We start from the raw sequence: 24,671 nt of genomic DNA on the forward strand, positions 1-24,671 counted from the left end.
GAACCTTGAACTTTAAATTTTACTCCGGTAACAGATGTTTACCTACGGCTGGTTCCCCGACTTGGGCACCGAATTCCGGAGGAACTTTTTGAGGAAGCGGTGGAATTTTTTTTTTGGGAAGCTTTGTTATTAATTTAATTAAATGTAGATGAAGAAGCTTTTCCTGGATGATATAAGAACTGTTGAAATGGTTTATGCAGAAGCTGAGGTCGAGAACTTTGATGTAGTTCGTTCTTATGCAGCCTTTGTTAAGTATATATAGAAAAAAAATTGGCTCCCGGAATTTATCAGCTTTGACAATGACCTGGGTCTGGATGAGAGAGGAGAGGTGGCACCGGATGGTTATGCCGCAGTGAAATGGCTTATTTACGAAAGCGGACTACATCTTCGGAATTTAAAGTTTAATGTGCATTCTGCAAATCCCGTGGCGGCAGAGTAGATTAGGGGGTTGTTGGGAATTATATTAAGTTTTTCAAGGAAAGCAGCTAAATATTTTAAAAGTGGGCTTTGTTTGACGATATTTATATTTTGCTGTTGGCGATAGTTATTTTTGTTCGAGTTCTCTTGGCCTATTGTCCATAAGTTCTTCGACGTCCTTAAAGAATTTTGACTTGCATAATGAATGTAGACCATCGGATGGAAAATTTCTAATACTGAAAAAGTTCCAGCTTTGGATAAATCATAATAATAGAATAAAAACATAATAAGAATGCAATCATTAAAAAATTGAAGATAGAAAGAACAAATTGTGACAGAGTAGATAGAGGAACAGTATTTGAAATAATGAAAAAAAAAAGCAAACTGAGAGTATACGCATATCCCCGAATTAAAAAATATTGTTCAATAATTATTGTACCAATAGTGTTATTTATATTGAACAGTTGCAGCGTAAAGAAATATGAAAACATTTCTTATCTGGAAAATTCATCTATAGCTGTACCACCAACTTTAAATATTTTTTCATCGAAAAAGGAGAAAAATCAAAATTCCCCGGTTTTAATTTTTGTACACGGTGGCAATTGGAATAGTGGCAAGAAGGAATTTTATAATTTTTTTGGAAATAATTTTGCCAGAAAGGGTGTAACAGTTGTAATTGTTGGGTATACTTTAAGCCCGGATGCCAATTATGATGAGATGGCCAAACAAACAGCGCAGGCAATAAAATGGACAAAAAATAATATTTCCCAATTTGACGGAGATCCTGGTCAACTATTTTTAACAGGACATTCTGCCGGAGGGCATTTAGTTGCCCTGACTACTTTGAATCCCAAATACGAAATTGACCCGGCCACAGTTTCTGGGATAATTTTAAATGATGCAGCAGGCCTTGATATGCATCATTACCTTCAAAATAACCCACCTACAACAAGGGATAATTATCTTACTACCTGGAGCAGTGATCAAGAGAATTGGAAAAAAGCGTCTCCCATATATTATTTAGATGAAAATACCCCTCCATTTCTTATCTATTTGGGTGAAAAAACCTATCCTTCTATTACCACAGCAAATCGACGCTTTTTGCAAGAATTAAAATCATTTCAGCCAGATGCGGAGTTTATTTTGCTAAATAAAAAACACGTACCTATGATGACACAGTATCTCTGGCCCTGGAATAAAAGATATCGTGAGATCATGAATTTTATGGAGTTGCAGGATTGAGCCGCGCTTGATTGTGGAGTCGTAGGTTTTATAGTAATCCCGGGAAGCACCTAAGCGGTAAAAATAGATTTTTTGACTTTTCAAATACTAAATTCTTTTATGCAGGGGACCTTTAATAGGTAAGTCTTCTTATTAAAAATCTGTTCCAGGATTTCAGGGGAAATGGGTTGTTTTTCTGTAAGGTGTAAGGAGAGACGATTTAAAAACTGGAGTACTTCAGGTATTTCATCTTTATGCAATTTGAAAACCTTTTCTAATAGGTGTTCTTGTTCATAAAATCCTGTCTCAGAGATATATTCAATAGTATATATTTGGTTTGTAATGTCCATATCTCTAATTTCACCAAACCGCAATTTTCTTTCTACAGTTAAAGTCTTAATTTAGAGCTATCATGAGCGTGTTGATTACCTAAAACTCCCCCGACGTCTCATTCGAACTTGTAGAGGGCTCGAGGAATTGATATTTCACACAGCGGGTATTAGTTAAATTTTGCTTTGACGATTTTACGGTAAGTTTCACCAATAGGTAAACGAATATTTCCATGGAGATATATACTATTGCCATCAAGCATCTTTATTTTTCCAGAGGAAATAATATAAGACCTGTGAATTCTTAGAAATTTATTCTTTGGTAGCTTTTTGATAATATCTTTCATATTTCCGTGAGCTATGATTTTCTCCCTTTCCATATGGAATCTGATATAATCTTTCAGGCCTTCAATATATATGATTTCCTCAGGAATTATACGGTAGACCTTTCTTTCCGCTTTAATATAAAACTCCTTGTTTTCAGGAATATTACCAAAGGATTCCTGCCAGGCTGAATATTTCTCGACAGCTTCATGAAATCTCTGAAAAGTAATAGGTTTCACCAGAAAATCTATTACCTTATATTTAAAAGCATCCAGAGCATATTCCTGATAGGCTGAGGTGATGATAAAGTTATGCTTGGAATTCTTGCTCATCTGCATGATCTCCATTCCGCTGAGTTCAGGCATCTGAAGGTCTATAAATACTAAGCTATTTGTACGCTCCTTAAGCAGTTCGATAACTTTATAAACGTCACTACCTGCATAGATAATGTTGAGGGTGGAAACTTTTTCGGCATAATCCTTTAATAAACGAACTGCAAAGGGTTCATCATCAAGAATTATTGTACTAATAGAGTTTTTCATCAAGCTTAATTTCTAATTGGACGCTAAAAGTTTGTTGTTCCTTGTTTATTTTTATTGAGTGAGCATCGGGATAATTAATCGCTAAGCTTTTCTTTAAATTATCCAGGCCTATTCCTCCTAATTTATCTTTTTTCTGGTTGCCAATTTTATTAGTGATTTTAAAGAAGAGTGTGTTACCGGTTTGTTTTAGATTGAAAAGAATCGGGTTATCCTTATTGTACTTCCCATGTTTAAGTGCATTTTCCACCAGTGGACTTAATAAAAAAGGTGGAATTTGTACGGAGGGGTTTTCAATATCAATTTGAAAATTCACAGTATTTCCATCTTCGTGTCGTAACTGGTCAAGCTCAATATATGATTTTATGTAATTAACTTCCTGCTGCAAATCAATTCTCTCTTTATTGGTTTCATAGGTGGTATATCGCATTAGTTCGCCCAGTTTTTCAATTGCCGACAGGGCTTTATCAGATTTAAAATAAACCAGAGAGTAAATATTATTGAGGGTGTTGAACATAAAGTGGGGGTTGAGTTGGGCTTTAAGGAACTTTACTTCCGTTGCACTTTTCTCCTCAATGATGTGTTTATTGTATTCTAATAATCGAATATTAAAAATCAGGATCCAAAGAATAGAACTGACAATCAGCGGGAAACTTCCGTAATATAAATTATCATAAGTATAAAAGGTAAACGAAGTCCCCTCAAAATAATTACCATGTCCCATAAAATGGTTGATTAGGATTTCTTCCAGGATGTATCTCAGTGATATAAAGAAAATATATCCAGATCCAATACCGAAGAAAACCCTTTTCCAGTTGAGTTTTTCAAATACCCGGGGCAGGATCAAAATATAAGTAAAATAGAAGGTAGCCAGGAAAATGATACCGGCCGAGATCTCGAAGATATCCAATTTTCTAATTTTAAAAAAGTAGGGGTTGCTAAGTTCAAACTGGATAAGCTCAAAATAAGCAAATAGGAACCAAAAAAGGCCATGAAAGAGAACCTCCTTCTTTTTGGTCATAGAGCCGGTATGGGTAAATGGTTTCATAGGTGTAAAACTAAAACATTCTAAGCAGGAGCTGGGATGGGTTTGTCGAAAAACAGCAGGGGTTTGTAGAAAAAAGAATTCACACTCCAGTATAAATATGATATTTGGGTAATCTTAAAAATTAAAGAAATGAGAATCACAGTAATTATGATGGTACTTCTAAATATCCAGCTGCAAGCGCAGGAATTTAAGAAACCGGTAAAATTTAAAAATACCGTTAAAGTATTAAACATGGGGACTTTCCATATGGGATATACTCCTGATGCCAATACCACCGAATTTGATGAGCACGATCAAAGAAATATCGATCAAGTACATAAAATAGCTCAATCTATTGCAGAATTTAAACCCACCGTAATTCTTGTAGAAAGCCTCCCGGAAAGAAATAGTGAAGTACAGAAAAATTATAAAGATTATGTGGATAACCCTGAAATGAAATTTAAGAACCCTAGTGAGCTTGAATTGTTAGCTTTCGAAGTAGGTCGGCTTGCGGGAACAGAGCGAATTTATGGCATAGATTATAAAGAAGGCTATAACTACAGAATCGCAGAGAAAATAAATGACAACTACGGAATTGAAACTTATAAAAAATATTTTTCGATACTGGATTCTTTAGAAAAACAATTTCCGGAAGAGGAGATGTCTGTACTTCAAAAATTACAAATGAGCAACAACCCCATATATAAAGATATGCTGCTAAATATAAATGCTGATATCCTAACTCATATTTCTACTGAAGGTAATGCAGAAGGGGCAGATGAAGCTGCAAAATTTTATCACCGTAATCTGGTGATGTATTCCAACCTAAACCAAATCAAATTAGGTGAAGATGACCGCGTCTTTATACTTATGGGAGCCACCCATACCGCATTTTTTGATATGTGGATAGAGAGAAGCCCGAAGTATGAAATAATAAATACGAGTAATTATTTAAAGTAATATTAACAGAAGGGTTACCAATTCGGTTGAGAGCCAAGAAGCTTACCTTTTCTAATTTCATCAAAATGAATTAATTATAAGCAAATTCCATTACTTTTTCAAGAAGTTCATGTGGTCCTAACATTAAGATATATATTTTGAGTTAAAGTTTCAGATATTGTATTTCCCTTTAAAACTAAACTATTTTTTATTTCTGGACAGTATCCAATATTCTGCTATACCCATTTCTCAATCGTTTCAAGCCTCAATCGGCCAATCCTTATACTGCCCCTCGGCCTGCTCAATTACCTCTTTCAACAAATTATCCAGTTCAGAAAATGGTACTTTTCCCCGTAATTCTTTTTTCACTGCCAGCCGAATTGCCGCGCGGGCGTCTTCTTTTTTGGTCCAGTCGAGCTGCAGGTTTTTCTTGACGGAGTTTACTACAGTATGCACCAGGTCCTGAATGGGGCCGGTTTGGTTGAGTAACTTTTCGTTGGCAGATAATAAGTCATAAAAAGCCAGTTCGTCTTCGGTTAAACCGAGTTGTTTGGTCCTGATGTCATCCTGCTGAAACTCAGTGGCGATGTCCAGCAGGTGCTTGATGGCGGCGATTGAATCCAGAGAGTTCTTATGGTAGTTGCTAAGTACCTTTTCCAGCTCGTCTTTCAGCTTTCTCATCCGGCGGATGTTCTTGGGCATTCGCACTCTTATCTCGTCATTGATGATCCTGCGCAGCAATTCTACTTTGATATTCTCGTTGCCTTTTTCTTTTACAATGGCCTGGAATCTATCGTCTACGATGGAAATATCGATCTTATCAAGGTTGTACATTTTTGCCAGGTCTACAATTTCCTGCGATTCCAGGGATTTGCTTATCAGGTCTTTTATCTTTTCATTCTTTTCCCTGCGGGGGCCGGGAGGGAATTTGATCTTTCTTATGAGATGCCTGATCTTCTGAATGACCGCCAACTCTTCCTGGATCTCCCAAACACGCGGATCTGAACTGGTCATTGCCACCAGTTCGGCCAGCTTTCGCTCTTCGAGCAAAAAGCCATCGGTAACGGCATCAGATTTCAAAAGGCTGTTCACAACACTGCTGGACCATTTCATTTTGTCCATATCGGTCATTGCGTTGATACTTTCCGCAGAAAAATTACCTATCAAATCCTTTACTTTTTCAAATTGCTCCAGACAAAGTTTTACCGCGGCTTCAAGATCCAGAGTGGGTTTTCCTTCCCCGCCTCCGGCGGTGTATTTTTTGGTGGCTTCGGCCAAAAAGCCGGAAATGCCTATAAAATCAACTACGAGTCCATTGGGTTTGTCTTTAAATACTCTGTTTACCCTTGCAATGGCTTGCATCAGGTTATGGCCTTTCATTATTTTATCCACATACATCGTATGGGCGCAGGGGGCATCAAATCCCGTGAGCCACATATCGCGAACAATCACGATTTGCAACGGATCCTCAGGTGTACGGAAACGCTTTTTTATGGCTTCCATCGCATCTTTGGTGCGTATGTGTGCATTCCAGTCGGTAGGATCTTTGCTGATGTTTCCGGTCATTATCACGGCTATTTCAGGGCAACCTTCAAGTGCAGTGAGGGCGTTGTACATTTTAACGCAGTTCTTGCGGCTCATACAAACGATCATCGCTTTTCCTTCCAGGCTTGCTGTCCTGGCCCTGAAATGGGTGAGGATTTCTTTGGCAACTCTTTCCACCCGGTCAGCAGCTCCGGCGGCATCTTCTATCGCTGCCCAAACAGCATTGTTCTCCTCGTCTTCATCTTCTTCCATTTCATCCAGCTCCTTATCATATTTGGCTTTGATGTTGAGCGGTACCATCTTTGGCTCGTAATAAATGGGCACCGTGGCACCGTCTTCTACGGCCTGTTTAATATCGTAGGTGTGAATGGTGGGGCCAAATACCTGTTGGGTATCGGCATCTTTGCCATCTACGGGAGTCCCGGTGAAGCCTATGAAGGAGGCATTGGGTAAGGCGCGTCTTATGTTCTGCGCAAAGCCGCCGCTATGGAATCCATACTGGGTGCGGTGGGCCTCATCTGCCATCACGATGAGGTTGTAACGTTCAGAAAGAACAGGGTGGGAGAGCTCTTTTCCCGAAGCCAGTTCTTTCAAGCGGAATTTCTCAATGGTGGTAAAGATCACCCCGCCGCCATCGGTGCTCAGCAGGGCCCGCAGCTCATCTGTGGTATCGGCGTGTTGTACGTGGCCCACCAGGTCTTTGCACAGCACAAAATTCTCATAGAGTTGCTGGTCCAGGTCATTGCGGTCTACCTGGATAAGAATGGTGGGATTTTTCATTTCGGGCATTTGCCTGAGGATCCCGGTAAGGATGGCCATAGAAATGCTTTTGCCCGATCCCTGTGTGTGCCAGATCACTCCCAGCCTGCCGTCACCCGTGGGTTTTATATTTTCCACGGCAGAGTCCACCGCTTTTTTAATGCCCCAGTACTGATGATATTTTGCGCCTTTTTTGATTATTTTCCCGTTGTGGTCTTCGTGGAAAATGAAGTTTTGCAGGTAATTCAATAAGGTTTTCTTCGGAAATAATCCCTTCAGTAAGGTTTCCAGTTGCAGTTCCTGTTTCTGCTGAAGGTCATCCCCGTGCAGACTTTTCCACGGAGCAAACCACTTTAGGGATGAGTTGTACATCCCGTGCAGGGTTTCCAGCCCATCTGAAACTACCGTGATAGCATTGTAATCAAACAGCTGCGGAATATCCTGAAAGTAATGCCCAATTTGCCGGTGCGCGTTTTCCACGCCCACCTCGGGATCAAACATATTCTTGAATTCAAACACAATGAGCGGCAGGCCGTTAATGAAGATGAGCAAATCTGTACGCCGGCTGTTCTTGCCAATGATCTTTACTTCATCTGCACATTCAAACGTATTTTTCTCAGGTTCTTTGTAGTTGATAGGGTATAGGTGCCGGGCCTGTTCTTTGCCCGAAGCATCTTTCCAGGTAATGGAAACCCCCTGGGTCATTTTAAGATGAAAATCGCGGTTGCGGTGATCGAGATCCATTCCCTGGTGTTGCGTAAAAGCTGCCAGGGCTTCGTTAATGGCGGTTGCAGGAACATCGTGGTAGGAGCTCACTAAAAATTCCCGAAGGTCTTCCTCCAGCACCACCTTTTTCAAATCCCGCTGCAGGGAATTGCCCTCCTTATAAGTGTATCCCAACTCCTGAAGGCACTCTATGGCAGCTTTTTGTACCGTAATCTCGATCATTTGTGTCATAGGATTTCAGATAAAGTTTTTTCCACATCTATTACACGGACTTCCCCGCTGATGAGTTTGGGCAATAAGGTGTCGCGGAGTTGAGTGAGGGTTTGGTTTTCCAAGGCATTCTGATTTATACTTTCATAATATGGAAGTGTAATATTGTTGAATTCTATATTTACATCTTTAATTGGAACTACAACTTTAGCTGATTTTATAGCACTTGTTGAAAGATTTACCTGAACTCCACTGTTCGCCTGACTTCTTAAACGCTGAATAAAATCGGAGCTGTTAGTGAGTAAAAATACAAATGGATAATCAATACCATATTTGTTCGCTACACGTAGTAACCCGACCCGCTGATTAACAATATATTTATTGTCTTCGTTCATCAAAGCAGTATGTGCAAGGATGGTCATATTATCTTTCATATCGGTCATACTCATTAGAATATCACCAGTTTTCAGAATAAATTTTTCCAAACCTTTACAATCACTTTTTTTAATCCAACTTTTGGTTCCGTCAGCCTTTAAACCACCTCCTTTAAGAATATGACCCATTTTAAAAATATGAAAGCTATTTTGTTCTTCCTCTTTAAGAAGTTGCTTACTTTTAAAAGCATATCCATTGGAAAATCTGATTATATCTTCCAAAGTTTTTACTTCCCATCCTTTCGGAATTTCCCCCAATTCAGATTCTACAAATTCACCGTCCTGAAAAGGCCCAAAATCAAAAAACCAATGTTTGTATAGTGCCATAGCCATTTCCTCCAAAGTTTTGTTCATCTGGAGGTTGAGTTCGATTTTATCATCTATAGCGGAGAGGATGGAGGCGATGGACTCTCTTTCCTTTTTTTCGGGAAATGGAATAATTATTTCCCTCAATTCCTTTAGATTAATTGTGGCTTGAACTGAAGTAGTAGCAATTTGTTGTAAAATATTTTGAGCAAAAGGTGCTCTTAAATAATACATTACCCAATTTGGCGAAAACTCGTTTAAGACGGGAATTACTGCCAGTGCTCTTACCACGTTATAACCTATCATTTCACGAGGAACAGTATACACTGCACCAAGCGAACCGACAAGAGAAACTAATAGTTCACCTCCTCTAAGTCTGGTTTTTTTATATTTTTCTTCTACATTTTTAGAGACAAAATGCAGGTCATTAATATTAAATGAATTACCTGTAAGATTGTTAATTTTTAAGATCGGAACACCATTGGGATCGTGTTTTCCTGGTTGAACAATTCCGTAGGATATTCCCCTATCTTGATCTACAATATCTTTAAGTTTATATGTTTTCCAGTTTTGCGGCATTAGTTGTTGTTTATTTCTTTTAGTGTCTCTGCTATCAGTAGTTGCGAAAACAAGGAATAACTTATGGATTTATTAGGCAACGTATTTCTTTTTATAAGATTCTAAAAGTTTATTCAGTTTTTCTTCTTCTCTAAATTTATCAAAACCTGGATCATCGATATAATTCCAAGCAGGACATCCCTTTTCTAATGCAATTATCATGTGCTTATAGAAATTATCTCTATCTCCTTTATCTGCATAAATTAAGGCTAATGTTCCTTCGATATTTGGAAAATCTGGGTTTTCTTCTCTTGCTTTTTCAAGATATTTTAAGGCTTTGTTAAATTCCTTTTTCCTCCTGTACAATACTGCAAAATTATTGTATAACATAGCTTTATTTGGAAAACCAAGCTTTTCAGCTTTGAGAAAATCTTTTTCCGCCTCTTCATATTTTCCTGTTTCCTCATAAAAATATCCTCTAGTGTTATAAACCTCTGGTGAATTAGGATTAATTTTTATAGCTAAACCGAAAGTTTTTTCAGCATCATCAAGTTTCCCTTTTTTAGTCAGGACATTTCCTTTTACCGAATAACTCCAATCTAAGTTTGGATTTTTTTCTATAGCCTTATTGGCATATTCTAAAGCTTTATCTAAATCGTCCGACAAATTATAGGAGTTAGCTAAATTTGCAATAGCAATTGCATATTCGGGTTCGATTTCTACTGCTTTTGTCAAATGTTTAATAGCATCATTATAATTGTACGCATTGTTATAGGCAGCACCAACGTTATTTAATGCGGCGATATTATTGGGTTCAAGCTCAAGAACGTTTTTATACAATTCGATTTGGATTAAAGGGTCTTTTCTAGAAAAAGCAAGGTCGAAAAACTCTCTAGCTCTTGTATTTAGGTTTTTCTTTTTTATTTCTTTTTCCTCTTTTTCTGGAATTTCTCCTACTCCATTGGTATTTGAAGCTAACATTGAACTTATGACTTCATTTCCTTTGACTTTGATTTCATCAATTACGTTTATACCATCTAATTCAATTTTCTTCGCGATTTCAGTTATTATGGGCTTAGCTTTTTGTTCAATTAACTCTTCTATTTTACCATTGTCAATATATTCCTGAATAACTTGATTTGCTTTCTGTTCTGCATATTTTGAAGCTTGAATCTGAATTAAATTTTCAATTTTATCGACTATTAATTTTCGCCCGAAAAAGTTAATTAGAAAAAGTATTATTGCTAGAGCAACACTCCCAATTAGTAGATAATTTTCAATTTTTGAGTTTAGTTTTTCAATTTTAGCGTCTGTCTCCAATGATAGTTTTTCCAAATCAGATTGAATGGATTTTTCTAATGCATCGATTTTTAATTGAGTTTTTTCAATTTCAAAATTTTGCTTCAACAATTCGGTGTTGTAGTTGGTTTTTGAATCAATTTCCGTATTGCTATTAGACTGCGCGAAAACGGTGATATTTAAAAGCAGAATTAATATTAATAGTTTATTCATATTTAATTTTGGTAATTGTTACATACCGTCCCTCATAAAAACAGTGCGCGCTCGCTTTGCAGATTTTTCGCAGGACAATCCACTAAGCAAGCGAGGACGGAGTTTCGATTAAAGACTGGGTTGAGCATTGTTTTTACAGTGTTAATAGCAGTTATTATTCAGCCCAATCTTCAGGAAATGGTTCATCTATATGTTTTCTATAGTCGGGATATTCATTTAGTTTTTTGTTCATTTTTTCTACAACTTTTTCATCTCTTTTATCTATAACATCTACCCAACCAAAATTATGTAAAACACCCATAGTGTAATTTTGAGAAAGAAAATTAATACTCGCAATTAATTGTGCTCTGCCTAATATACTTCTGGAGTTCCAGTTAAATTTCGGTGAGCACCTTAATCTATTAGCTAATATTAATCTGTTTTTTGTGAATTTAACTCTGGTATCAAAGTCAATAAAATTTAAATCAACAATATTCTTGTAGTCAAGTTTAGGTGTCAGATACCACTTGAATTCATCATAAACCTGAAAATCCAATGGATTTGTGAATGGTTGAAATAAAGTGAATATCCTTTTCGATACATCTTCACTTTGCTTATCTAATTCTTGTGGTAGGTCACTATTAATTAATACTCGACACCCTTTAGAACGACTTTCTAATTTAGCAGCTTGGGTTACAGCATCTCCAAGTATAAACCTCCCTAATCTGTGGGATTGATTTGTTTCTATAATTTCGCCGAACGCCATTCCGCCTCTACATAGAATACCTTTTTCAACTGCTTGATGCATAAATTTTGAACAGAAAACTACTACATCAGCTATTTGTTCGGACCAAATAAATGCACAATCTGAAAGTTGAGTTATTTTTAAGCTAGTATTTCCTTTCCGTAATTTTAAAAGTAATTTTCTAAATTCCGCTAAGATTGAAGCTCCCAAAAATTGATTGGAAAACTTAGGAATATTATTATTTAACCAAGTTCTGTAATCCTCATGATTTAAAGCAATGTTATTGTTTGTAAGTGCAGAGATCCCTAGTATATCTACAAAAAATACGGCACCTTTATAATGTTGAAGTAATTCCATTTAAGTTCTTTTGTTAATTCTAATTGTCGCTAACGTCTCGTATAACGCAAGTTGCGGCTTGGAATCTATAACTTGTCGGTTAAACACTTACTTTAAAAGGTAATCAAAAATGCCATTTTTGGGAGGCCTTCCGCAATTTGTGTTATTCATTATTGTAAACAGTTTTTATTCCACCATCTGTTTTCCAATTTCTTCTGGCCAAATTATAAATTGGCCATATTGACCACTTTTTTCAATTCCGCCAACTTCTTTTCCGCGTTTTGTTGTGACCCAATCATCATCTTTCTTATACATCAATTTTTCATCAGTCAACCAACTGTTAACTTTTCGACTGCTCAATCCGGTCAATTGAGATAATTCTTTGGTTGTTAAAAGTTTTGAATTAGTATTAGATTCTGTTGAAGATTTTTCCTTTTTTCTTTTTGGGGATTCTTTATCACTGACTTTTTGCACTGAAATTGTTCGATGTTCGCTACCTCTTTTAATTTTATCAGCTTCGTTTAATATTTGTTTGTATAATTCTTCATCATCAGCTTTTGAAACATATATGCCCATTTCAACATTATTTTGTTGTGAGTACATATAAAGATTCATTGAAGTAACTATAGCTTCTTTTTCATTTATGTAACACTTTGCGTGAAGGTCTTGATGAAAAAGAAGTTTAATATCATCTATATTTTCTAACCATTCACTATCTTTTGGATTTAAGTCGGCAACTTTACCGTAAATCATTATAATATCAATTCTGAATTTTGCTCTATCCTCTAATGCAATTTTCAATTGATTATTTAATTGTAAATACGGGCTTATCAGATAAAGCCTTTGCTCTGCATTATCAATTAATTTCCCTAAATAATATGATACTCCTTGTGTATCTAAAAATTTTGCCATTTTATTCTTTATTTCTCAATTATTTTAAGTTGTTTGCAACAATGCGCTAAATTTATTTTTTATTCCTTCTATAATTTATTTGCACCGACCATTACCGCTCTGTTCATTTTTTCAGGTTGTTCACAAATCGTAAACGCTTCAGAGAAATAAGCAGGTGAAGTTGTTTTATAAGGACTACTTTTTATTTTTAAAATATTTTGTCAAAATTGGCCTTAATCTTTTCCTTTAATTCTTCCCCTTTTTCAAACTGTTCCAGCAACTGCGCTTTAAGGCTCTCCATTTTTTCTTCAAAAGGTATCCCGTCATCTTCTTCGGCTTCTGTGCCTATGTATATCCCGCACCTTCCAATATCACATTTTGAGGAATACTATTCTTAATTTTAATTACAGATATTCCATTTTCACCTAATTCTTTGGATTTATAAGCGTAGGCATTTTGGACATCTGTGATATCATCAAGTTTATATATTTTCCTATTCTCCGGCATTAATTTATTTTTTTCAATCCTTTTGCATTGAGCAAAGAAGTCATTTGGGAAATGGCTATTTGGTTAAGTTGTTTCAATCTTTCGGCTTGGGTTATTCCCTGATGTATCAGCATAGCGTTGATACTTTCCATATTTGATAAAATAACCAGTTGTTCCAGTGAAGCCATATCCCTTATATTACCGGTTGAATCTGGGTTTTGGTCTCTCCAATCTTTGGCTGTCATTCCAAAGAGCGCCATATTCAATAAATCGGCTTCATTGGCATATACAAATTTGATCTGATGAGGGGCCAAACTTTTTGGAATTAATTTTTCCTTCACCGCATCGGTATGAATTGCATAATTTACTTTTGATAGCATTCTTTGAAAATTCCAGTTGAGTTTGGCGGGATCGCTTTCTTCTTTTTTAAGCCGCTGAAATTCAACGACCAGATAGAGTTTGAATTCTGCACTAATCCAGGATGCAAATTCAAATGCGATATCCCTATGCGCAAACGTACCTCCATATCTTCCGGCTTTCGAGAAGATACCAATCGCATTTGTATTCTCGATCCATCGTTTCGGCGTCAAACTAAAACTATTTGCCCCTGCCTGATTTTTAAATCCATCGAATTCGATGGAATTAAAATCAGGGTTGTTTAATTGTTCCCAAAGTCCTAAATATTCAATGGTACTTCTGTTTCGCATCCAGTTTTGAAGAATATAGTCACTTCTTAGTGCATCTTTTTGCCGGGCTATATCTGTTAAGGATATATAATCATCCTCATTATTTTTGGTAACCCATATGGAAATGCCCTGCACTTCTATTTTGTGGTTTTTTGACATAATAATTTAGATTAAATCGAAGTTTGCCACAATTTTTTTCTTCAATTCTTCCCCTTTTTCGAACTGTTCTAACAACTGCGCCTTAAGGCTCTTCATTTTTTCTTCAAAGGGAATCCCGTCATCTTCTTCGGCTTCTGTGCCTACATAGATGCCCGGAGTGAGTTTGTAATCCTGCTTTTGCACCTCGGCTATGGTAGCTGCTTTGGAGAAACCTTCAATATCAAGGTAATCCTCCCCCGGCATGTTGCGCCATTTGTGGTAAGTTTCGGATATCCTTTGGATATCCTCATCTGTAAATACTCGCAATTTGCGACTGGCCATTGTGCCCATTTTGGAGGCGTCCAGGAATAGGATCTCATTATTGCGCTCCCGGTGGGTTCCGTCTTTTCCGTCGCGGTTTTTGCTCAGGATGAAAAGGCAGGCCGGGATTCCGGTGGTAAGGAACAGCTTATCGGGTAGGCGTACAATGGCATCAATCATAGAATTGTCTACCATATGCTGCCGTACGTTTTTCTCGCCTTTGTTGTTGGAAGTCATCGCGCCGTTTGCCATTACAATTCCTGCAGTGCCGGTGTCGCTTAAATGGTGCCAGAAGGTTTGCATCCACATATAATTGGCGCTGCCATCTGTTGTGAATTCTTCCTTGGGTCCAAATAACCTTGGGTCGCCATCGGGCAGATCCTCAGGATGCCAGTTGCTTACATTAAAAGGCGGATTGGCGATAATATAGTCGGCTTTCAGGTTTGGGAATTTGTCATCCAGTAATGAATTCCCCAGTTTAATATCAAAAGAAAGGTCCCGCAGCATCAGGTTCATTAGACAAAGTCTTAATGTTTGTGCGGTCATTTCCTGTCCGTAGATCGCGATGTCTTTTTTGTTCCCGCCGTGTTCTTTGATGAACTTCAAACTCTGCACAAACATACCGCCACTCCCACAAGCCGGATCAAAGATGCGCCCTTTATAAGGTTCCAGCAATTCCACCAGCAGCCTTACAATACTTCCCGGTGTAAAGAACTGTCCCGCACCGGAACCTTCGGCCATTGCGAAGCGGCCAATGTAATATTCATAGATACGACCCAGGATATCGCTTTCAGGATTTTCCTTTTCAGAAAATTTAGGGTGGGAGAGGAGGTTGATGATTCCGCCGGTTTGTTTGGGAGAAAGTTCACTCCGCACAAAAATCCGCGGCAAAATATTCACCAACTGGGGGTTATACCCTGTTAGCAATTCCTGAATCACATCAAAGGCATCATCTACCTTCACCTTGATATCATCCTGCTCGGCATTGTCCTTTAAATATTGCCAGGAAGCAGTTTCAGGAATTTTAAAAGTATTCCGGGAGCGGTATTCATCCCGGTCCTCCAGGACGTAATTAATCTCATCCTTATCTGTAGTGTAATAATCAGATTCCGGATCATTTAGCTGCTCCTTCAATTCCTCGCGCACCACTTCATAGCGTTCGCTAAGGTGCTTTACGAAAACAAGGGGTAAAATGTATTTTTTATAGTTATTCTCAGATACTGCGCCACGTAATTCGTTCGCTGCATCCCAGAGTTCTTTTTCAAAATCAATGTCTGCTTTTGCCATGTATTATAAATGGTAGGTTTTGGTTGTAAAAAAGGATCAAGGTAGGGTGAGATCCTGAGAGGGAAAGTTAGTTAATTTTTTTAACATTAGTAAATGTTTTGAAACATTGCAGCACGGTTACTTCAAGGTTGCTACAGTTAGGGATTCACGGTTACCCCGGCAGTTGGTAATTTGCAAAGGCCGCGGTTAGTTTGCCGTTAAAATCTCGGTTGAAGCTGTTTTTAAAGAAAATATAGCCAGGAGAAGGTTATTTGGCCATTGGAATGATCGTTGGCAATTTGTAACGGCTGTGGTTAGTAATTTGGGATATTGAAATTGCCGGTGCGTGTAGCAGTATTTATTTTAAACGGTGCTGGCTTTAGTTTTTGATGTAAATCATTTTGAAAATTTAATAATGTCATTTAAATTTAGATTTGTTTCAGGGAAATTACCACCAACATACAAGTATATGAAGCATTGTCTTCCGATAGATAGCTATGATTACATATATCTTGTTACTCACTTTTTAATTCTATTCCCGTAGCTTCAAAAATAACACTTCTATTCACTCCTAAATTTAATCTCTATTGGGTTTAATTCCCCGAGGCTTGCCTCGTTTATTATTACTATTTTGTGACTCGATGTCACAAAATAGTAAATTCATACACAAGAGCCATAACGTAACGGTGCTTCTTTACCATTTGGTGAGCAGTGCTAAATATCGAAGGGTTGTTATTTCTGATTCGGTCGACCGAGTTTTGGTCGCGACATGTTCGGAGATTGAAAAAAGATATGAAGTTTGTTTTCTAGAAGTGGGAACGGACAAGAACCATGTTCATTTTTTGATTCAAAGTGTTCCTTCATATAGCGTAACAAAAATTGTTACGATGGTAAAAAGTATCTTAGCTAGGGAAGTTTTTAGGCAATGTCCAGAAGTGAAAAAGCAGCTTTGGGGTGGAGAATTTTGGGGAAAGGGTTACTTTGTGAACACCGTCGGTCAGCATGGAACCGAGAATGTCATTGCCAAATATGTCAAGGAGCAGGGAATAGAAAAAGAGTACAAAGTGTTGAAAAAAGATTATCAGTTGAAATTATTTTAATGCCTCGTGGGCTTGCCCCGAGGATTATTTACTAGTTTATTTGCGATTTCCTTTTTCAATTTCAATTGAGAATTATATTTTCTATTATCATAATAACCAGAGCCATAATTTACTAAAACCAAATCAAGGTTTCGTACAGTAATTTCAGAAATATTTGCCATTTCCTCTACAAGTTTAATTGCTCTAATTTGATTTACTTTCTTGAAATCAAATTCACGCTCCAATACTTCTATAACACGTTGGTCAGGTTTAATAGTATTAATTCCAAAGTCCATTCGAAGATGTTGAATAGTTGCAATAGCTATATTTTTAATTCTACCAATAATGTCATTTTCATAATCATAAATATCAACATTTTCTGCCCACTTTTGCATTAATTTAAAATCATCTGGAACATTGTATTTTAATCGAATTTGATCAGTAGCTTCAATCAAATTCACCAATGTATTGTACTTTTTTAAATTCTTGTGACCCCAAAAGTCATAAAACTCTTCCCTAGTTTTCGACTCAATAAGATTTTTCAAAGATTTAAATGTTGTTAAAGATGGGTATTGTTCTATAATTCGGTCAATGTTGGGTTTAACATGAGTATTGTACTTTCTATTTGCAGCTAAAACAACACTTAGGAATATAATTGCAGGCTTATTATCTTTAGGATTTTGGTTCTTCTCCCAAATGTTCACAGCATCAATAATTTTCATTTCCTTGAATTGGCCATAAAAATGCGAGTCTTTTTTCAGGGGTTTATTTGAAATTCTCCTTATCGTTTTACGAACAAATTCTTTATCTTTTATTAGGTTTTCCATTTCTTGAAGATGTGGGTAATGCCGGGAAATTTAATTTTTAACCGCAGAAAGCGCCAATTTTCTCCCAGATTTTTGCAGAAAGATCTTTTCTCTCTTAAAATAGTCAGTATTCAATAGGCTGTAGACATTAGTTTTTTCTTGTTCCTTAATTCTGTTGTTTTAACCTTGAATTTTAAATCCATGCCTACCGGTAGGTAGGTTGAACTTTGAATAAATAGATTCCCCGCAGATAGCGCCGATTCTCTCGCAGATCACCGCGGAAAAGTCTCTTTTCTAAATTCTTTTTTTAGTCTTGATCCTTGTCTCTTGACTCTTGTTTTCAAGCCTTCCGTTCTGCTCGGAAGAATGATTAAAATAAAGAAAATAATTTGACTTCCTCGCATACCACCCCCCGATCCATTATCGGGGCTTGAAAAAATGGAAGGAGCTTTTTGTTTTTCTAATGATCCACAGCCCACCGTCCACTGATAACTAATAATTAATAACCGACTACTAATCCCCGTTAACTGATAACTGATAATTGTTTATCGACTACCGACTACTTCCCTAAAAAAACTCCACAATCATGACCATCGCCAGGGTATCTAGTTCGCAATACTTCAGCAGAGAGTTTTTGAGTTCCAGGCGCTCTGCCAGAGGCATATCGGTATACTGCAATTTTCCGTAGGCGGTGAGTGCTGCTCCGCCATCGGCGATGTCTTCCATTCTGAAACCGTGGCATCGGGTTGTTTCTGGGTCCCTCTGCTTTCCCAGGTTGTTTTCCTGAAAAAATACGCGCTAGTTATGAAAAACAACAGCTCAAATAAATATTCAGGAAAAATGCACGCTGCAATTGATTTTTATTCTGAAACTCAATCAGTAATCCTTCCTAAGTTAGATTGCGCCCATGAAAAATACTTACATGGCGTGAAAAACAGTGTTTCACAGGTAGTTTTTATGAAAAACGATTATTCTATGGGTGATATTTTGAAGAAAGGTTATTTTTCAAAGATCCAAAGAAGAAGGGAGATCTCGCCAGGATAGTTTATAAGTAGCAGTTTATCACAGAACTTTAAATTTGTACGAGTCCGTGAAAAAAGGCAATGCTTGTATACATCCTGTTAGGTTAGGAGTTCTGTACAAATTATATGGGAGGATCCTACAATTGATATCTTTTGCTTTTTTAAATCAATTTCCCGGAAGAATTACTATTCAAAAACCGGGACGTAATATTCTGCTATAATGTCCCCAAATCTACCAGAACTAACCTGCGCGTGGTTCCTGTGCTGTTTTTATAGCGTTCGGGAAGATAAGCGTAAAGTAAAAACAGCAGAGGGCGCATTGGTGCTATGATTTGAAAACGAATCTCTTTTTTCCAGTTGATAATGAAAGTGCAAGAGGTTGATCTTTCGGGTAGCTCAACCTTTAATGTTTAGGAGGAAAGAATCAAATCATATAAAATATAGTTGACTGTAATATAGCAGTTTATGTTTTTTTTATTTAAATTTAAATAAGCGTAAAAGGCCATGATCAAATGATCTGGTTTACACGTTGATTTTTCGACCTGTTCACCTAGATCAGGTAAAATCCGGAGGGTGATCTTCGTGAGAGCCCTCTTTTTTTAAGAACTTTTTATTAGGGGGGTATGCACATAATTTTTCAATATCCGATAGTTGACTTAAGAGATATAGTTTCTGGCGGTAATGGTAGGCTGAATGATCCCAAATGGCCAGATCCACAGGAAAGAAGGCAATCTTTTGTAAGCGGTTTTGGAAAAGTTAAATCACGCAATTTGGGTGGTAGCGATAATTTTACCGGGGAGTCTTATTATTGTGATTCTCATTCAGCTATTAAATTCAAAGAGCTTCAACATCAGGGGTTTTCCGAAGGTATTACAACACCAGCCTCTATTTTTAATAGTTACAGAAGGTATTATAACGATGGGCGGTTTGTAGGTAAGGTGGAAATAGGGTTGATAGATAATCTAGAAAAAATCATTCGAAATTATCCTGGTTCTGAAGGCATTCAAATTAGCTCAATTTTAAAACACTATTCCAACTTAGAGGCAACTGTAGAGGATGAACAGGTTAAATTATATAAAGCCGGCCCTCGTTTATCTAAAAAGTATCAAAGAGAGTCAACTTTGAGAGAAAAGCATTTCCAAATAAACCCAGATTATGTTCAAACTGGTGAATTAACTATTGTACTAACTTATTCCAGCCACGAACGGTTAATAGTACCCCGCCGGTCATTTTCTCTGGAAAAGATTGAATTGCCAAATGATGCTGGGTCTATTGAATTATTTGGCTATAAATTAAAGCAGGATGGTTATCCAACAAAAGTCTGGATTATTAAAATACCTGCCAATTTTCGATCAAAATCTGGTAAACATAAAACTATTCTACGTGATCTTAGGATGAACCTACTTCGTATACATCTTGAAAAAGAAACGATAAAGATTTTACTAAATGCGATAAAATATAAACAAATTGAACTTGAAAAGGAGAGCGCAGAGGCAAAACAGGTAAATGCATATTTTGAGCAAACCTCAAAAAAGTTGTTCCGTAAATCCCGCTATGATATTAAACAGGAGAATCTGTTAGATTTTGCTCTACAAAGCGAAAAAAGTATGGACAAGGGAAGTTTTAATAGTTTAAAAGAAAACATAACTTACTTTCAGGATGAGTTTATGCTAGATAATCTAGGGAAGCTAGTTGGTTCTATGGCGGTAAAACCAATGCTTTTCGTGTGTTCCAACCCCAGAGATAGCAATTTTATAGATTTTGATAAAGAGTATAAGGACTTAAAATATAACCTTCAAAGAGCAATAGATAGGGATCACTATGACATTGAAATAGAACTATCTGTTACCAAAGATGAATTCAAAGATATTCTGGATCGATATAAACCTCAATTTCTGCATTTATCAATGCACGCCACGGTTAAAGACGGATTACATTTTGAGGATAAGAATAAAGCTATACTTCCAATGTCTGTAAAAGAATTTAAACAGATCATAGAACGCTACACCAAGAAACATGAATTAAAGTTAGTACTTATAAGCGCATGCAACAGTAAGAACCATGCGAAAGCGATTAAGGAGTATTGCGATTTCGCTATTGGTACAAAAGCTGTCTTTCCTGTGCCCGCGGCTTTAATTTACTCCAATAATTTTTATACTACATTATTTAATGGTTACCAAAAGGACCTGGAATACTGTCATTCCGGTGCCATTAACGCAATTGAATTCAATAATCCAAAATTTGACGACTTAGATTATAAAAATAAAAAAATTCGCGTCCATGAAATCCCAGTATTAATTAAAAACTCAAAATATGTCTAAAGTTCTTAAGAATGCCCTGGCAGGTTACGGTTATAATTTAGTAGCTCTGCCTAAAGAAGGTATCGCTCCTTTGCTTTTGTTGTATAAAAATAAAAGAGATGTAAGTTCCTCCGGGAATAATATCGATAAATTATTTGCCCTGGCAGATAGCCCGCCTCCAATAGTTTCGAAGAATAATGCTACCCTTAATCTTCAGCAAAATTCTACGGTTAGTTTCGATGGAAAAGCCGGGGTGGATATTCTGGATTGGTTGCTTCAAAAGTTAAAAATGGGGAAACTTAGAGGAAACATAAATGCAGATCATATAAATTCTCTGCAAATAAGCTACCAAAATGTTTTTGAGGATAATGTTTCGCTTTTGCAATTAGATAATTTTATTAGTGGGTCTGAACCTAAAGTGGACCAGTTTAATACGTTTAAAGAAAAGCTTAAAGACAACGAATTATTTGTCATCAATTCCGTACTAAAGAGTAACAGTTTCTCCGTTTCAGCCCAAAATAAAAACGGCCAAAATATTGATCTGGAGGCTACTATTAAAGGAATAGTAGATGCAGATGTTAATGTAGGAAGGTCCAAAAAAGATGAAGTACTTATGGAGTATAAAAATGCAACACCAATTGTTTTTGCATTTAAAGCTCAAAAAATAATTTATGATCATAAGAAGTGGTGGCAGTTCTTTAAAAAAGGAGACGCTAAATTCCGAATTAAAGATGAGCACGGGGTGGTGTTAAAAGATGAAAGTGGTTTTCCAACGCAGAGTCTGGAAGAAACTAACGAGCTTATTAATATTTGAAGATTGCACTCCCAAATCTACCAGAACTAACCTGCGCGTGGTTCCTGTGCTGTTTTTATAGCGTTCGGGAAGATAAGCGTAAAGTAAAAACAGCAGAGGGCGCATTGGTGTTATGATTTGAAAACGAATCTCTTTTCTTTCTACTCAAGATGAAATTACATACAAAATATCGTGTATCGCGATACCCGATACTACAATTTAAAGGTTGTGAATAATGAAATAAAAAGTAATATTACATACCGCGATACGCAAGAAAATTTGCGAAATTCCAACAATAGAGGCTTTTGATAGAGAACAGATATTCGAAAATTTTGAAATTAAGAATTTGCACCTTAATCTTTTCTTTAGTTTTATCAGGGTGCCAGAACAATTCCAAAGTTTCAGAAGAAAAACCAACGCAAACCACTGTGGAAAGGGTTCAAACTACAAGTTCACCTAAACAAACTGGAGAAGCTCTGGATTCACCTTCTTCAGAAAAACCATTATTGGTTATTACGTCCAATGCACTTCAGATAGTGAGTCGACCTTCGGGTAGCACTACAGAACTCCCTACAGGAATGGAAATGGGAGAATTAAGTAAGATTGTGGCGAATGTCTTAAATACTGAAATTCCGGAACCTCAGGTTAATTCAGAATGTGGTGCAGGCGCTATGACTATGTTAATTTGGGGAAATGGTTTAAACCTGATGTTCCAAAAAGGACAGGGATCTGAATCAGATAAGATGCTTTTTGTGGGATGGAGCCTGGGAGAGTTCAACAATGAGGGCAATTTAACTACAATGGCCGGGATAGGAGTGGGGTCAAAAAGATCTGAACTGGAAGCAGCCTATACTATTGAAGTTAAGAAAACCACCCTTGGTTATGAGTTTTCTACCGGTCCTGAAGGTTTATATGGCATCCTTAAAGGCCCATCTCCGGATGATAAAATTGAATTTATGTGGAGTGGACTCAGTTGCAACTTTCGGTAAGTTGTCTTCTCCCAAAATTTCGGGAATAAATGCATTACCGTATTGGATGGCATACCCTCTCCGAAATACCCAACTTGCTTTTTAACTTAAAAACCGGCATATAATATTTGTAACTATTATTCTCTGTTTTAACCGTCTGGCCTTTAATTCTCGTTTCATCAAATAACCTATCACAAAAAGTCTTATTTTAGTAAGGAAGTGGCAGTGTGATCAGGGTTAAAAAACAGTCTGCCGTCGTAACATTAAGAAAAGAGAGCGAAATTGGAATTAAAGAGCTTAGTTCATAGCCTTTTACTAAACAGTAATCATTAAAATAACAAATTATGAAAATTAAGAATCCTGTAGTTTGGTTTGAAATATACGTTGACGACCTTGAAAGAGCCAAAAAATTTTACCAGAAGGTGCTTAATATCCAATTGAGTGAACTTCCAATGCCTGAAGTGCCAGACGGAGATGATGATATGAAAATGTTAGCTTTCCCAATGGAAATGGAGGGAGAAGGCGCTGCCGGAGCTTTGGTTAAAACGAAAGGAATTAAAGCGGGAGGAAATTCCACTTTGATTTATTTTGGAAGTGAAGATTGTAGTATTGAAGAAAGCAGAATTGCAAATGCTGGCGGCAAAGTAGTACAATCTAAGCAATCACTTGGAGAATATGGGTTTATGGTTTTGGCTAATGACACTGAAGGAAATGCATTTGGTATTCATTCCCAATCTTAAATGAACTATAGACAATAAGTAATCTACAAAATAAATACGGAAGAGTTTTTCCTTGTAAGATTTTGCCTTTCATACCATTAAATGAACTTTATTCTGGGAGTTGTTAAACGGGCGCAACGTATATAAGCTATAGCGGAGTTTATCCCCTGCATATTGGTTTTTTTCTATTTGAGGTGTGTGCTAAACCAGGAGGTTTGTATATACATATCGCTACGCTTTATTACTAAGCATTAGCAGCAAGGCAAAAAAGGTGTGATCTCTGACCCAATGCAATAGATTGTAAACCATTAAAAAAATGACAATGGAAAATGGAAAAGAGTTGTCATTAGAACAACGTGAAAAATTGATTAAAGAATTTTAAAATACGTTTTGAGAACAACATGAATCGACATAATCTGCGGCACTTTACAAATAATTAGCTCCCGGGTTTTGAGGTGTGATGGTGATATAAAATATAAACTATCTATAAAAATCTGGATGGGTATCATCCTCTTCATAGGCTTTTTTCTCACGATACAGATGCTTGTTTCTGGGATCTGCGATTTTTATAAGATTAAGAAGAATTTTGAGCGTAGGCTCTAAAGAATCTTTTTCCATTTTACGTAATAGTACTTCCAGGGCATCCATTCTTTTATTGAAAATATGGAGCAATCTGTAATTAGTAAGAGGGAATGGTCTAAAGGGAGAGATATAATTCTTTTCAAAAAAGTCCAGCATCGCTTCTAAGGTTTCGGTATAATTCACATCATTTTCCGCAGCGTATTTTTTAAAACGTTCTACTGTTTCAGTATGAAAGTTAATTCGGGAGAAATTCCTGCTCATGGGTACTATTTTTTAAAAATTAGGACAATTAAGTGTACTGTTTATAAGGCCTGCCGACCAATTACGTTAAATGTTATCTTTGGAATGGCTCTTGAAATTTCAAAAACCGTTTATAAATCACTAGTAATCAACGACCTAAATTAAAATGAGAATAACCTAACATCGCGCAGCGTGTTATCCTCTTGCTTCTCATTTTCCTTCGCTTCCAGCTCATTAAAAGAGAACTTTTTTTGTGATGATAATCCTTATTTTATCAGATTAAAACAGATCTTAAATGATTATTATTTAGACACTTTTGTGGCAATTTGTAAATCAAACTAGTTCTATAAATTTTGCTATTTGCATTCAATATTCAAGTCAGCTGGCTCAAAACATCCGCTAATTGGTTTTCAGAAAAATTCCGGCGAACTCCAACCAAAACTTTTAAAAAATGAGTTATATGTTCGA

The 24,671-nt window shown here is 36.8% G+C and carries 22 protein-coding genes; 9 read left to right on the forward strand and 13 right to left on the reverse strand.

Annotated elements, in window-relative coordinates:
• Positions 1–286 precede the first annotated feature (286 nt).
• Together GILLI_RS19145 and GILLI_RS12260 are read left to right on the forward strand one after the other, a co-directional pair.
• On the forward strand, positions 287–439 hold the full coding sequence (locus GILLI_RS19145; protein WP_342633072.1) for a cyclic-phosphate processing receiver domain-containing protein: 153 nt from the start codon (positions 287–289) through the stop codon (positions 437–439).
• 344 nt (positions 440–783) lie between these two features.
• Complete coding sequence (locus GILLI_RS12260; protein ID WP_050855615.1) at positions 784–1,659, forward strand: alpha/beta hydrolase; 876 nt, start codon at positions 784–786, stop codon at positions 1,657–1,659.
• Between the two features lie 478 nt (positions 1,660–2,137).
• Here GILLI_RS12260 and GILLI_RS12270 read toward each other — a convergent pair whose 3' ends face one another.
• Positions 2,138–2,833 (reverse strand): LytR/AlgR family response regulator transcription factor, encoded by a 696-nt coding sequence (locus GILLI_RS12270; RefSeq protein WP_006989434.1) that lies wholly within the window; start codon positions 2,831–2,833, stop codon positions 2,138–2,140.
• Positions 2,817–3,878, reverse strand: a complete 1,062-nt coding sequence (locus GILLI_RS12275) for a sensor histidine kinase (RefSeq protein WP_006989435.1) — start codon at positions 3,876–3,878, stop codon at positions 2,817–2,819. Before GILLI_RS12275 ends, GILLI_RS12270 begins: the two co-directional genes overlap by 17 nt.
• Before the next feature lie 129 nt (positions 3,879–4,007).
• On the opposite strand from GILLI_RS12275, the gene GILLI_RS12280 reads away from it, so the two are divergent.
• Positions 4,008–4,817, forward strand: a complete 810-nt coding sequence (locus GILLI_RS12280; RefSeq protein ID WP_006989436.1) for a DUF5694 domain-containing protein — start codon at positions 4,008–4,010, stop codon at positions 4,815–4,817.
• Between the two features lie 237 nt (positions 4,818–5,054).
• Here the strand turns inward: GILLI_RS12280 and GILLI_RS12285 are convergent, their stop codons facing one another.
• The 8 genes from GILLI_RS12285 to GILLI_RS12315 form a co-directional block, all read right to left on the reverse strand.
• Positions 5,055–8,057: a type I restriction endonuclease subunit R gene (locus tag GILLI_RS12285; RefSeq protein ID WP_006989437.1), complete on the reverse strand. Its 3,003-nt coding sequence runs from the start codon at positions 8,055–8,057 to the stop codon at positions 5,055–5,057.
• Positions 8,054–9,355: a restriction endonuclease subunit S gene (locus tag GILLI_RS12290; protein ID WP_006989438.1), complete on the reverse strand. Its 1,302-nt coding sequence runs from the start codon at positions 9,353–9,355 to the stop codon at positions 8,054–8,056. Before GILLI_RS12290 ends, GILLI_RS12285 begins: the two co-directional genes overlap by 4 nt.
• 72 nt (positions 9,356–9,427) lie before the next feature.
• Complete coding sequence (locus GILLI_RS12295) at positions 9,428–10,846, reverse strand: tetratricopeptide repeat protein (protein ID WP_006989439.1); 1,419 nt, start codon at positions 10,844–10,846, stop codon at positions 9,428–9,430.
• Between the two features lie 154 nt (positions 10,847–11,000).
• Positions 11,001–11,927 (reverse strand): nucleotidyl cyclase domain-containing protein, encoded by a 927-nt coding sequence (locus GILLI_RS12300; protein ID WP_006989440.1) that lies wholly within the window; start codon positions 11,925–11,927, stop codon positions 11,001–11,003.
• A 165-nt stretch (positions 11,928–12,092) separates the two neighbouring features.
• On the reverse strand, positions 12,093–12,818 hold the full coding sequence (locus GILLI_RS12305) for a phospholipase D family protein (RefSeq protein WP_006989441.1): 726 nt from the start codon (positions 12,816–12,818) through the stop codon (positions 12,093–12,095).
• Between the two features lie 324 nt (positions 12,819–13,142).
• On the reverse strand, positions 13,143–13,304 hold the full coding sequence (locus GILLI_RS18430) for a restriction endonuclease subunit S domain-containing protein (RefSeq protein WP_156798669.1): 162 nt from the start codon (positions 13,302–13,304) through the stop codon (positions 13,143–13,145).
• Positions 13,304–14,128 carry a KilA-N domain-containing protein gene (locus tag GILLI_RS12310; protein WP_006989442.1) on the reverse strand — a complete coding sequence of 275 codons (825 nt, stop codon included), beginning with the start codon at positions 14,126–14,128 and terminating at the stop codon, positions 13,304–13,306. Before GILLI_RS12310 ends, GILLI_RS18430 begins: the two co-directional genes overlap by 1 nt.
• A 6-nt stretch (positions 14,129–14,134) precedes the next feature.
• Complete coding sequence (locus GILLI_RS12315; protein ID WP_006989443.1) at positions 14,135–15,715, reverse strand: type I restriction-modification system subunit M; 1,581 nt, start codon at positions 15,713–15,715, stop codon at positions 14,135–14,137.
• Between the two features lie 620 nt (positions 15,716–16,335).
• On the opposite strand from GILLI_RS12315, the gene tnpA reads away from it, so the two are divergent.
• Positions 16,336–16,794, forward strand: coding sequence for an IS200/IS605 family transposase (gene tnpA, locus GILLI_RS12320; protein WP_006987222.1), 459 nt, complete (start codon positions 16,336–16,338; stop codon positions 16,792–16,794).
• On the opposite strand, the gene GILLI_RS12325 is transcribed toward tnpA, so the two are convergent.
• Both GILLI_RS12325 and GILLI_RS18585 read right to left on the reverse strand, forming a co-directional pair.
• Positions 16,791–17,600, reverse strand: a complete 810-nt coding sequence (locus tag GILLI_RS12325) for a hypothetical protein (RefSeq protein ID WP_006989444.1) — start codon at positions 17,598–17,600, stop codon at positions 16,791–16,793. The two genes, tnpA and GILLI_RS12325, sit on opposite strands and share 4 nt — an antisense overlap.
• Positions 17,601–18,146: 546 nt before the next feature.
• Positions 18,147–18,305 carry a hypothetical protein gene (locus GILLI_RS18585; protein WP_342633065.1) on the reverse strand — a complete coding sequence of 53 codons (159 nt, stop codon included), beginning with the start codon at positions 18,303–18,305 and terminating at the stop codon, positions 18,147–18,149.
• Positions 18,306–18,383: 78 nt separating this feature from the next.
• Here GILLI_RS18585 and GILLI_RS12330 point away from each other — a divergent pair, with 78 nt between their 5' ends.
• The 5 genes from GILLI_RS12330 to GILLI_RS12350 all read left to right on the forward strand — a co-directional run bounded on the left by GILLI_RS12330 (position 18,384) and on the right by GILLI_RS12350 (position 23,402).
• Complete coding sequence (locus GILLI_RS12330; protein WP_040506627.1) at positions 18,384–18,623, forward strand: hypothetical protein; 240 nt, start codon at positions 18,384–18,386, stop codon at positions 18,621–18,623.
• Between the two features lie 601 nt (positions 18,624–19,224).
• Positions 19,225–20,922, forward strand: a complete 1,698-nt coding sequence (locus GILLI_RS12335; RefSeq protein WP_006989446.1) for a hypothetical protein — start codon at positions 19,225–19,227, stop codon at positions 20,920–20,922.
• Positions 20,915–21,715 carry a gasdermin gene (locus GILLI_RS12340; protein ID WP_006989447.1) on the forward strand — a complete coding sequence of 267 codons (801 nt, stop codon included), beginning with the start codon at positions 20,915–20,917 and terminating at the stop codon, positions 21,713–21,715. The genes GILLI_RS12335 and GILLI_RS12340 overlap by 8 nt, the downstream gene beginning before the upstream one ends.
• Before the next feature lie 311 nt (positions 21,716–22,026).
• Positions 22,027–22,683: a hypothetical protein gene (locus GILLI_RS12345; RefSeq protein ID WP_156798670.1), complete on the forward strand. Its 657-nt coding sequence runs from the start codon at positions 22,027–22,029 to the stop codon at positions 22,681–22,683.
• A gap of 323 nt (positions 22,684–23,006) precedes the next feature.
• The gene (locus tag GILLI_RS12350; RefSeq protein WP_006989449.1) at positions 23,007–23,402 is read left to right on the forward strand and encodes a VOC family protein; all 396 of its coding nucleotides are present in this window, start codon (positions 23,007–23,009) and stop codon (positions 23,400–23,402) included.
• A gap of 459 nt (positions 23,403–23,861) precedes the next feature.
• On the opposite strand, the gene GILLI_RS12355 is transcribed toward GILLI_RS12350, so the two are convergent.
• On the reverse strand, positions 23,862–24,224 hold the full coding sequence (locus GILLI_RS12355; protein WP_006989450.1) for a BfmA/BtgA family mobilization protein: 363 nt from the start codon (positions 24,222–24,224) through the stop codon (positions 23,862–23,864).
• Positions 24,225–24,671 lie beyond the last annotated feature (447 nt).

This window comes from Gillisia limnaea DSM 15749 (genome assembly GCF_000243235.1).
Taxonomy (GTDB): domain Bacteria; phylum Bacteroidota; class Bacteroidia; order Flavobacteriales; family Flavobacteriaceae; genus Gillisia; species Gillisia limnaea.

Coding starts and splice junctions, on each gene's coding strand:
- tnpA (WP_006987222.1), top strand. CDS start 16,336: ATGTCACAAAATAGTAAATTCATACACAAGAGCCATAACGTAACGGTG.
- GILLI_RS12275 (WP_006989435.1), bottom strand. CDS start 3,878: ATGAAACCATTTACCCATACCGGCTCTATGACCAAAAAGAAGGAGGTT.
- GILLI_RS12280 (WP_006989436.1), top strand. CDS start 4,008: ATGAGAATCACAGTAATTATGATGGTACTTCTAAATATCCAGCTGCAA.
- GILLI_RS12300 (WP_006989440.1), bottom strand. CDS start 11,927: ATGGAATTACTTCAACATTATAAAGGTGCCGTATTTTTTGTAGATATA.
- GILLI_RS12310 (WP_006989442.1), bottom strand. CDS start 14,128: ATGTCAAAAAACCACAAAATAGAAGTGCAGGGCATTTCCATATGGGTT.
- GILLI_RS12260 (WP_050855615.1), top strand. CDS start 784: ATGAAAAAAAAAAGCAAACTGAGAGTATACGCATATCCCCGAATTAAA.
- GILLI_RS18430 (WP_156798669.1), bottom strand. CDS start 13,304: ATGCCGGAGAATAGGAAAATATATAAACTTGATGATATCACAGATGTC.
- GILLI_RS18585 (WP_342633065.1), bottom strand. CDS start 18,305: ATGGAAGACATCGCCGATGGCGGAGCAGCACTCACCGCCTACGGAAAA.
- GILLI_RS12355 (WP_006989450.1), bottom strand. CDS start 24,224: ATGAGCAGGAATTTCTCCCGAATTAACTTTCATACTGAAACAGTAGAA.
- GILLI_RS12350 (WP_006989449.1), top strand. CDS start 23,007: ATGAAAATTAAGAATCCTGTAGTTTGGTTTGAAATATACGTTGACGAC.
- GILLI_RS12335 (WP_006989446.1), top strand. CDS start 19,225: ATGCACATAATTTTTCAATATCCGATAGTTGACTTAAGAGATATAGTT.
- GILLI_RS12325 (WP_006989444.1), bottom strand. CDS start 17,600: ATGGAAAACCTAATAAAAGATAAAGAATTTGTTCGTAAAACGATAAGG.
- GILLI_RS12270 (WP_006989434.1), bottom strand. CDS start 2,833: ATGAAAAACTCTATTAGTACAATAATTCTTGATGATGAACCCTTTGCA.
- GILLI_RS12340 (WP_006989447.1), top strand. CDS start 20,915: ATGTCTAAAGTTCTTAAGAATGCCCTGGCAGGTTACGGTTATAATTTA.
- GILLI_RS12290 (WP_006989438.1), bottom strand. CDS start 9,355: ATGCCGCAAAACTGGAAAACATATAAACTTAAAGATATTGTAGATCAA.
- GILLI_RS12315 (WP_006989443.1), bottom strand. CDS start 15,715: ATGGCAAAAGCAGACATTGATTTTGAAAAAGAACTCTGGGATGCAGCG.
- GILLI_RS12305 (WP_006989441.1), bottom strand. CDS start 12,818: ATGGCAAAATTTTTAGATACACAAGGAGTATCATATTATTTAGGGAAA.
- GILLI_RS12295 (WP_006989439.1), bottom strand. CDS start 10,846: ATGAATAAACTATTAATATTAATTCTGCTTTTAAATATCACCGTTTTC.
- GILLI_RS12330 (WP_040506627.1), top strand. CDS start 18,384: ATGAAAAACAACAGCTCAAATAAATATTCAGGAAAAATGCACGCTGCA.
- GILLI_RS12285 (WP_006989437.1), bottom strand. CDS start 8,057: ATGACACAAATGATCGAGATTACGGTACAAAAAGCTGCCATAGAGTGC.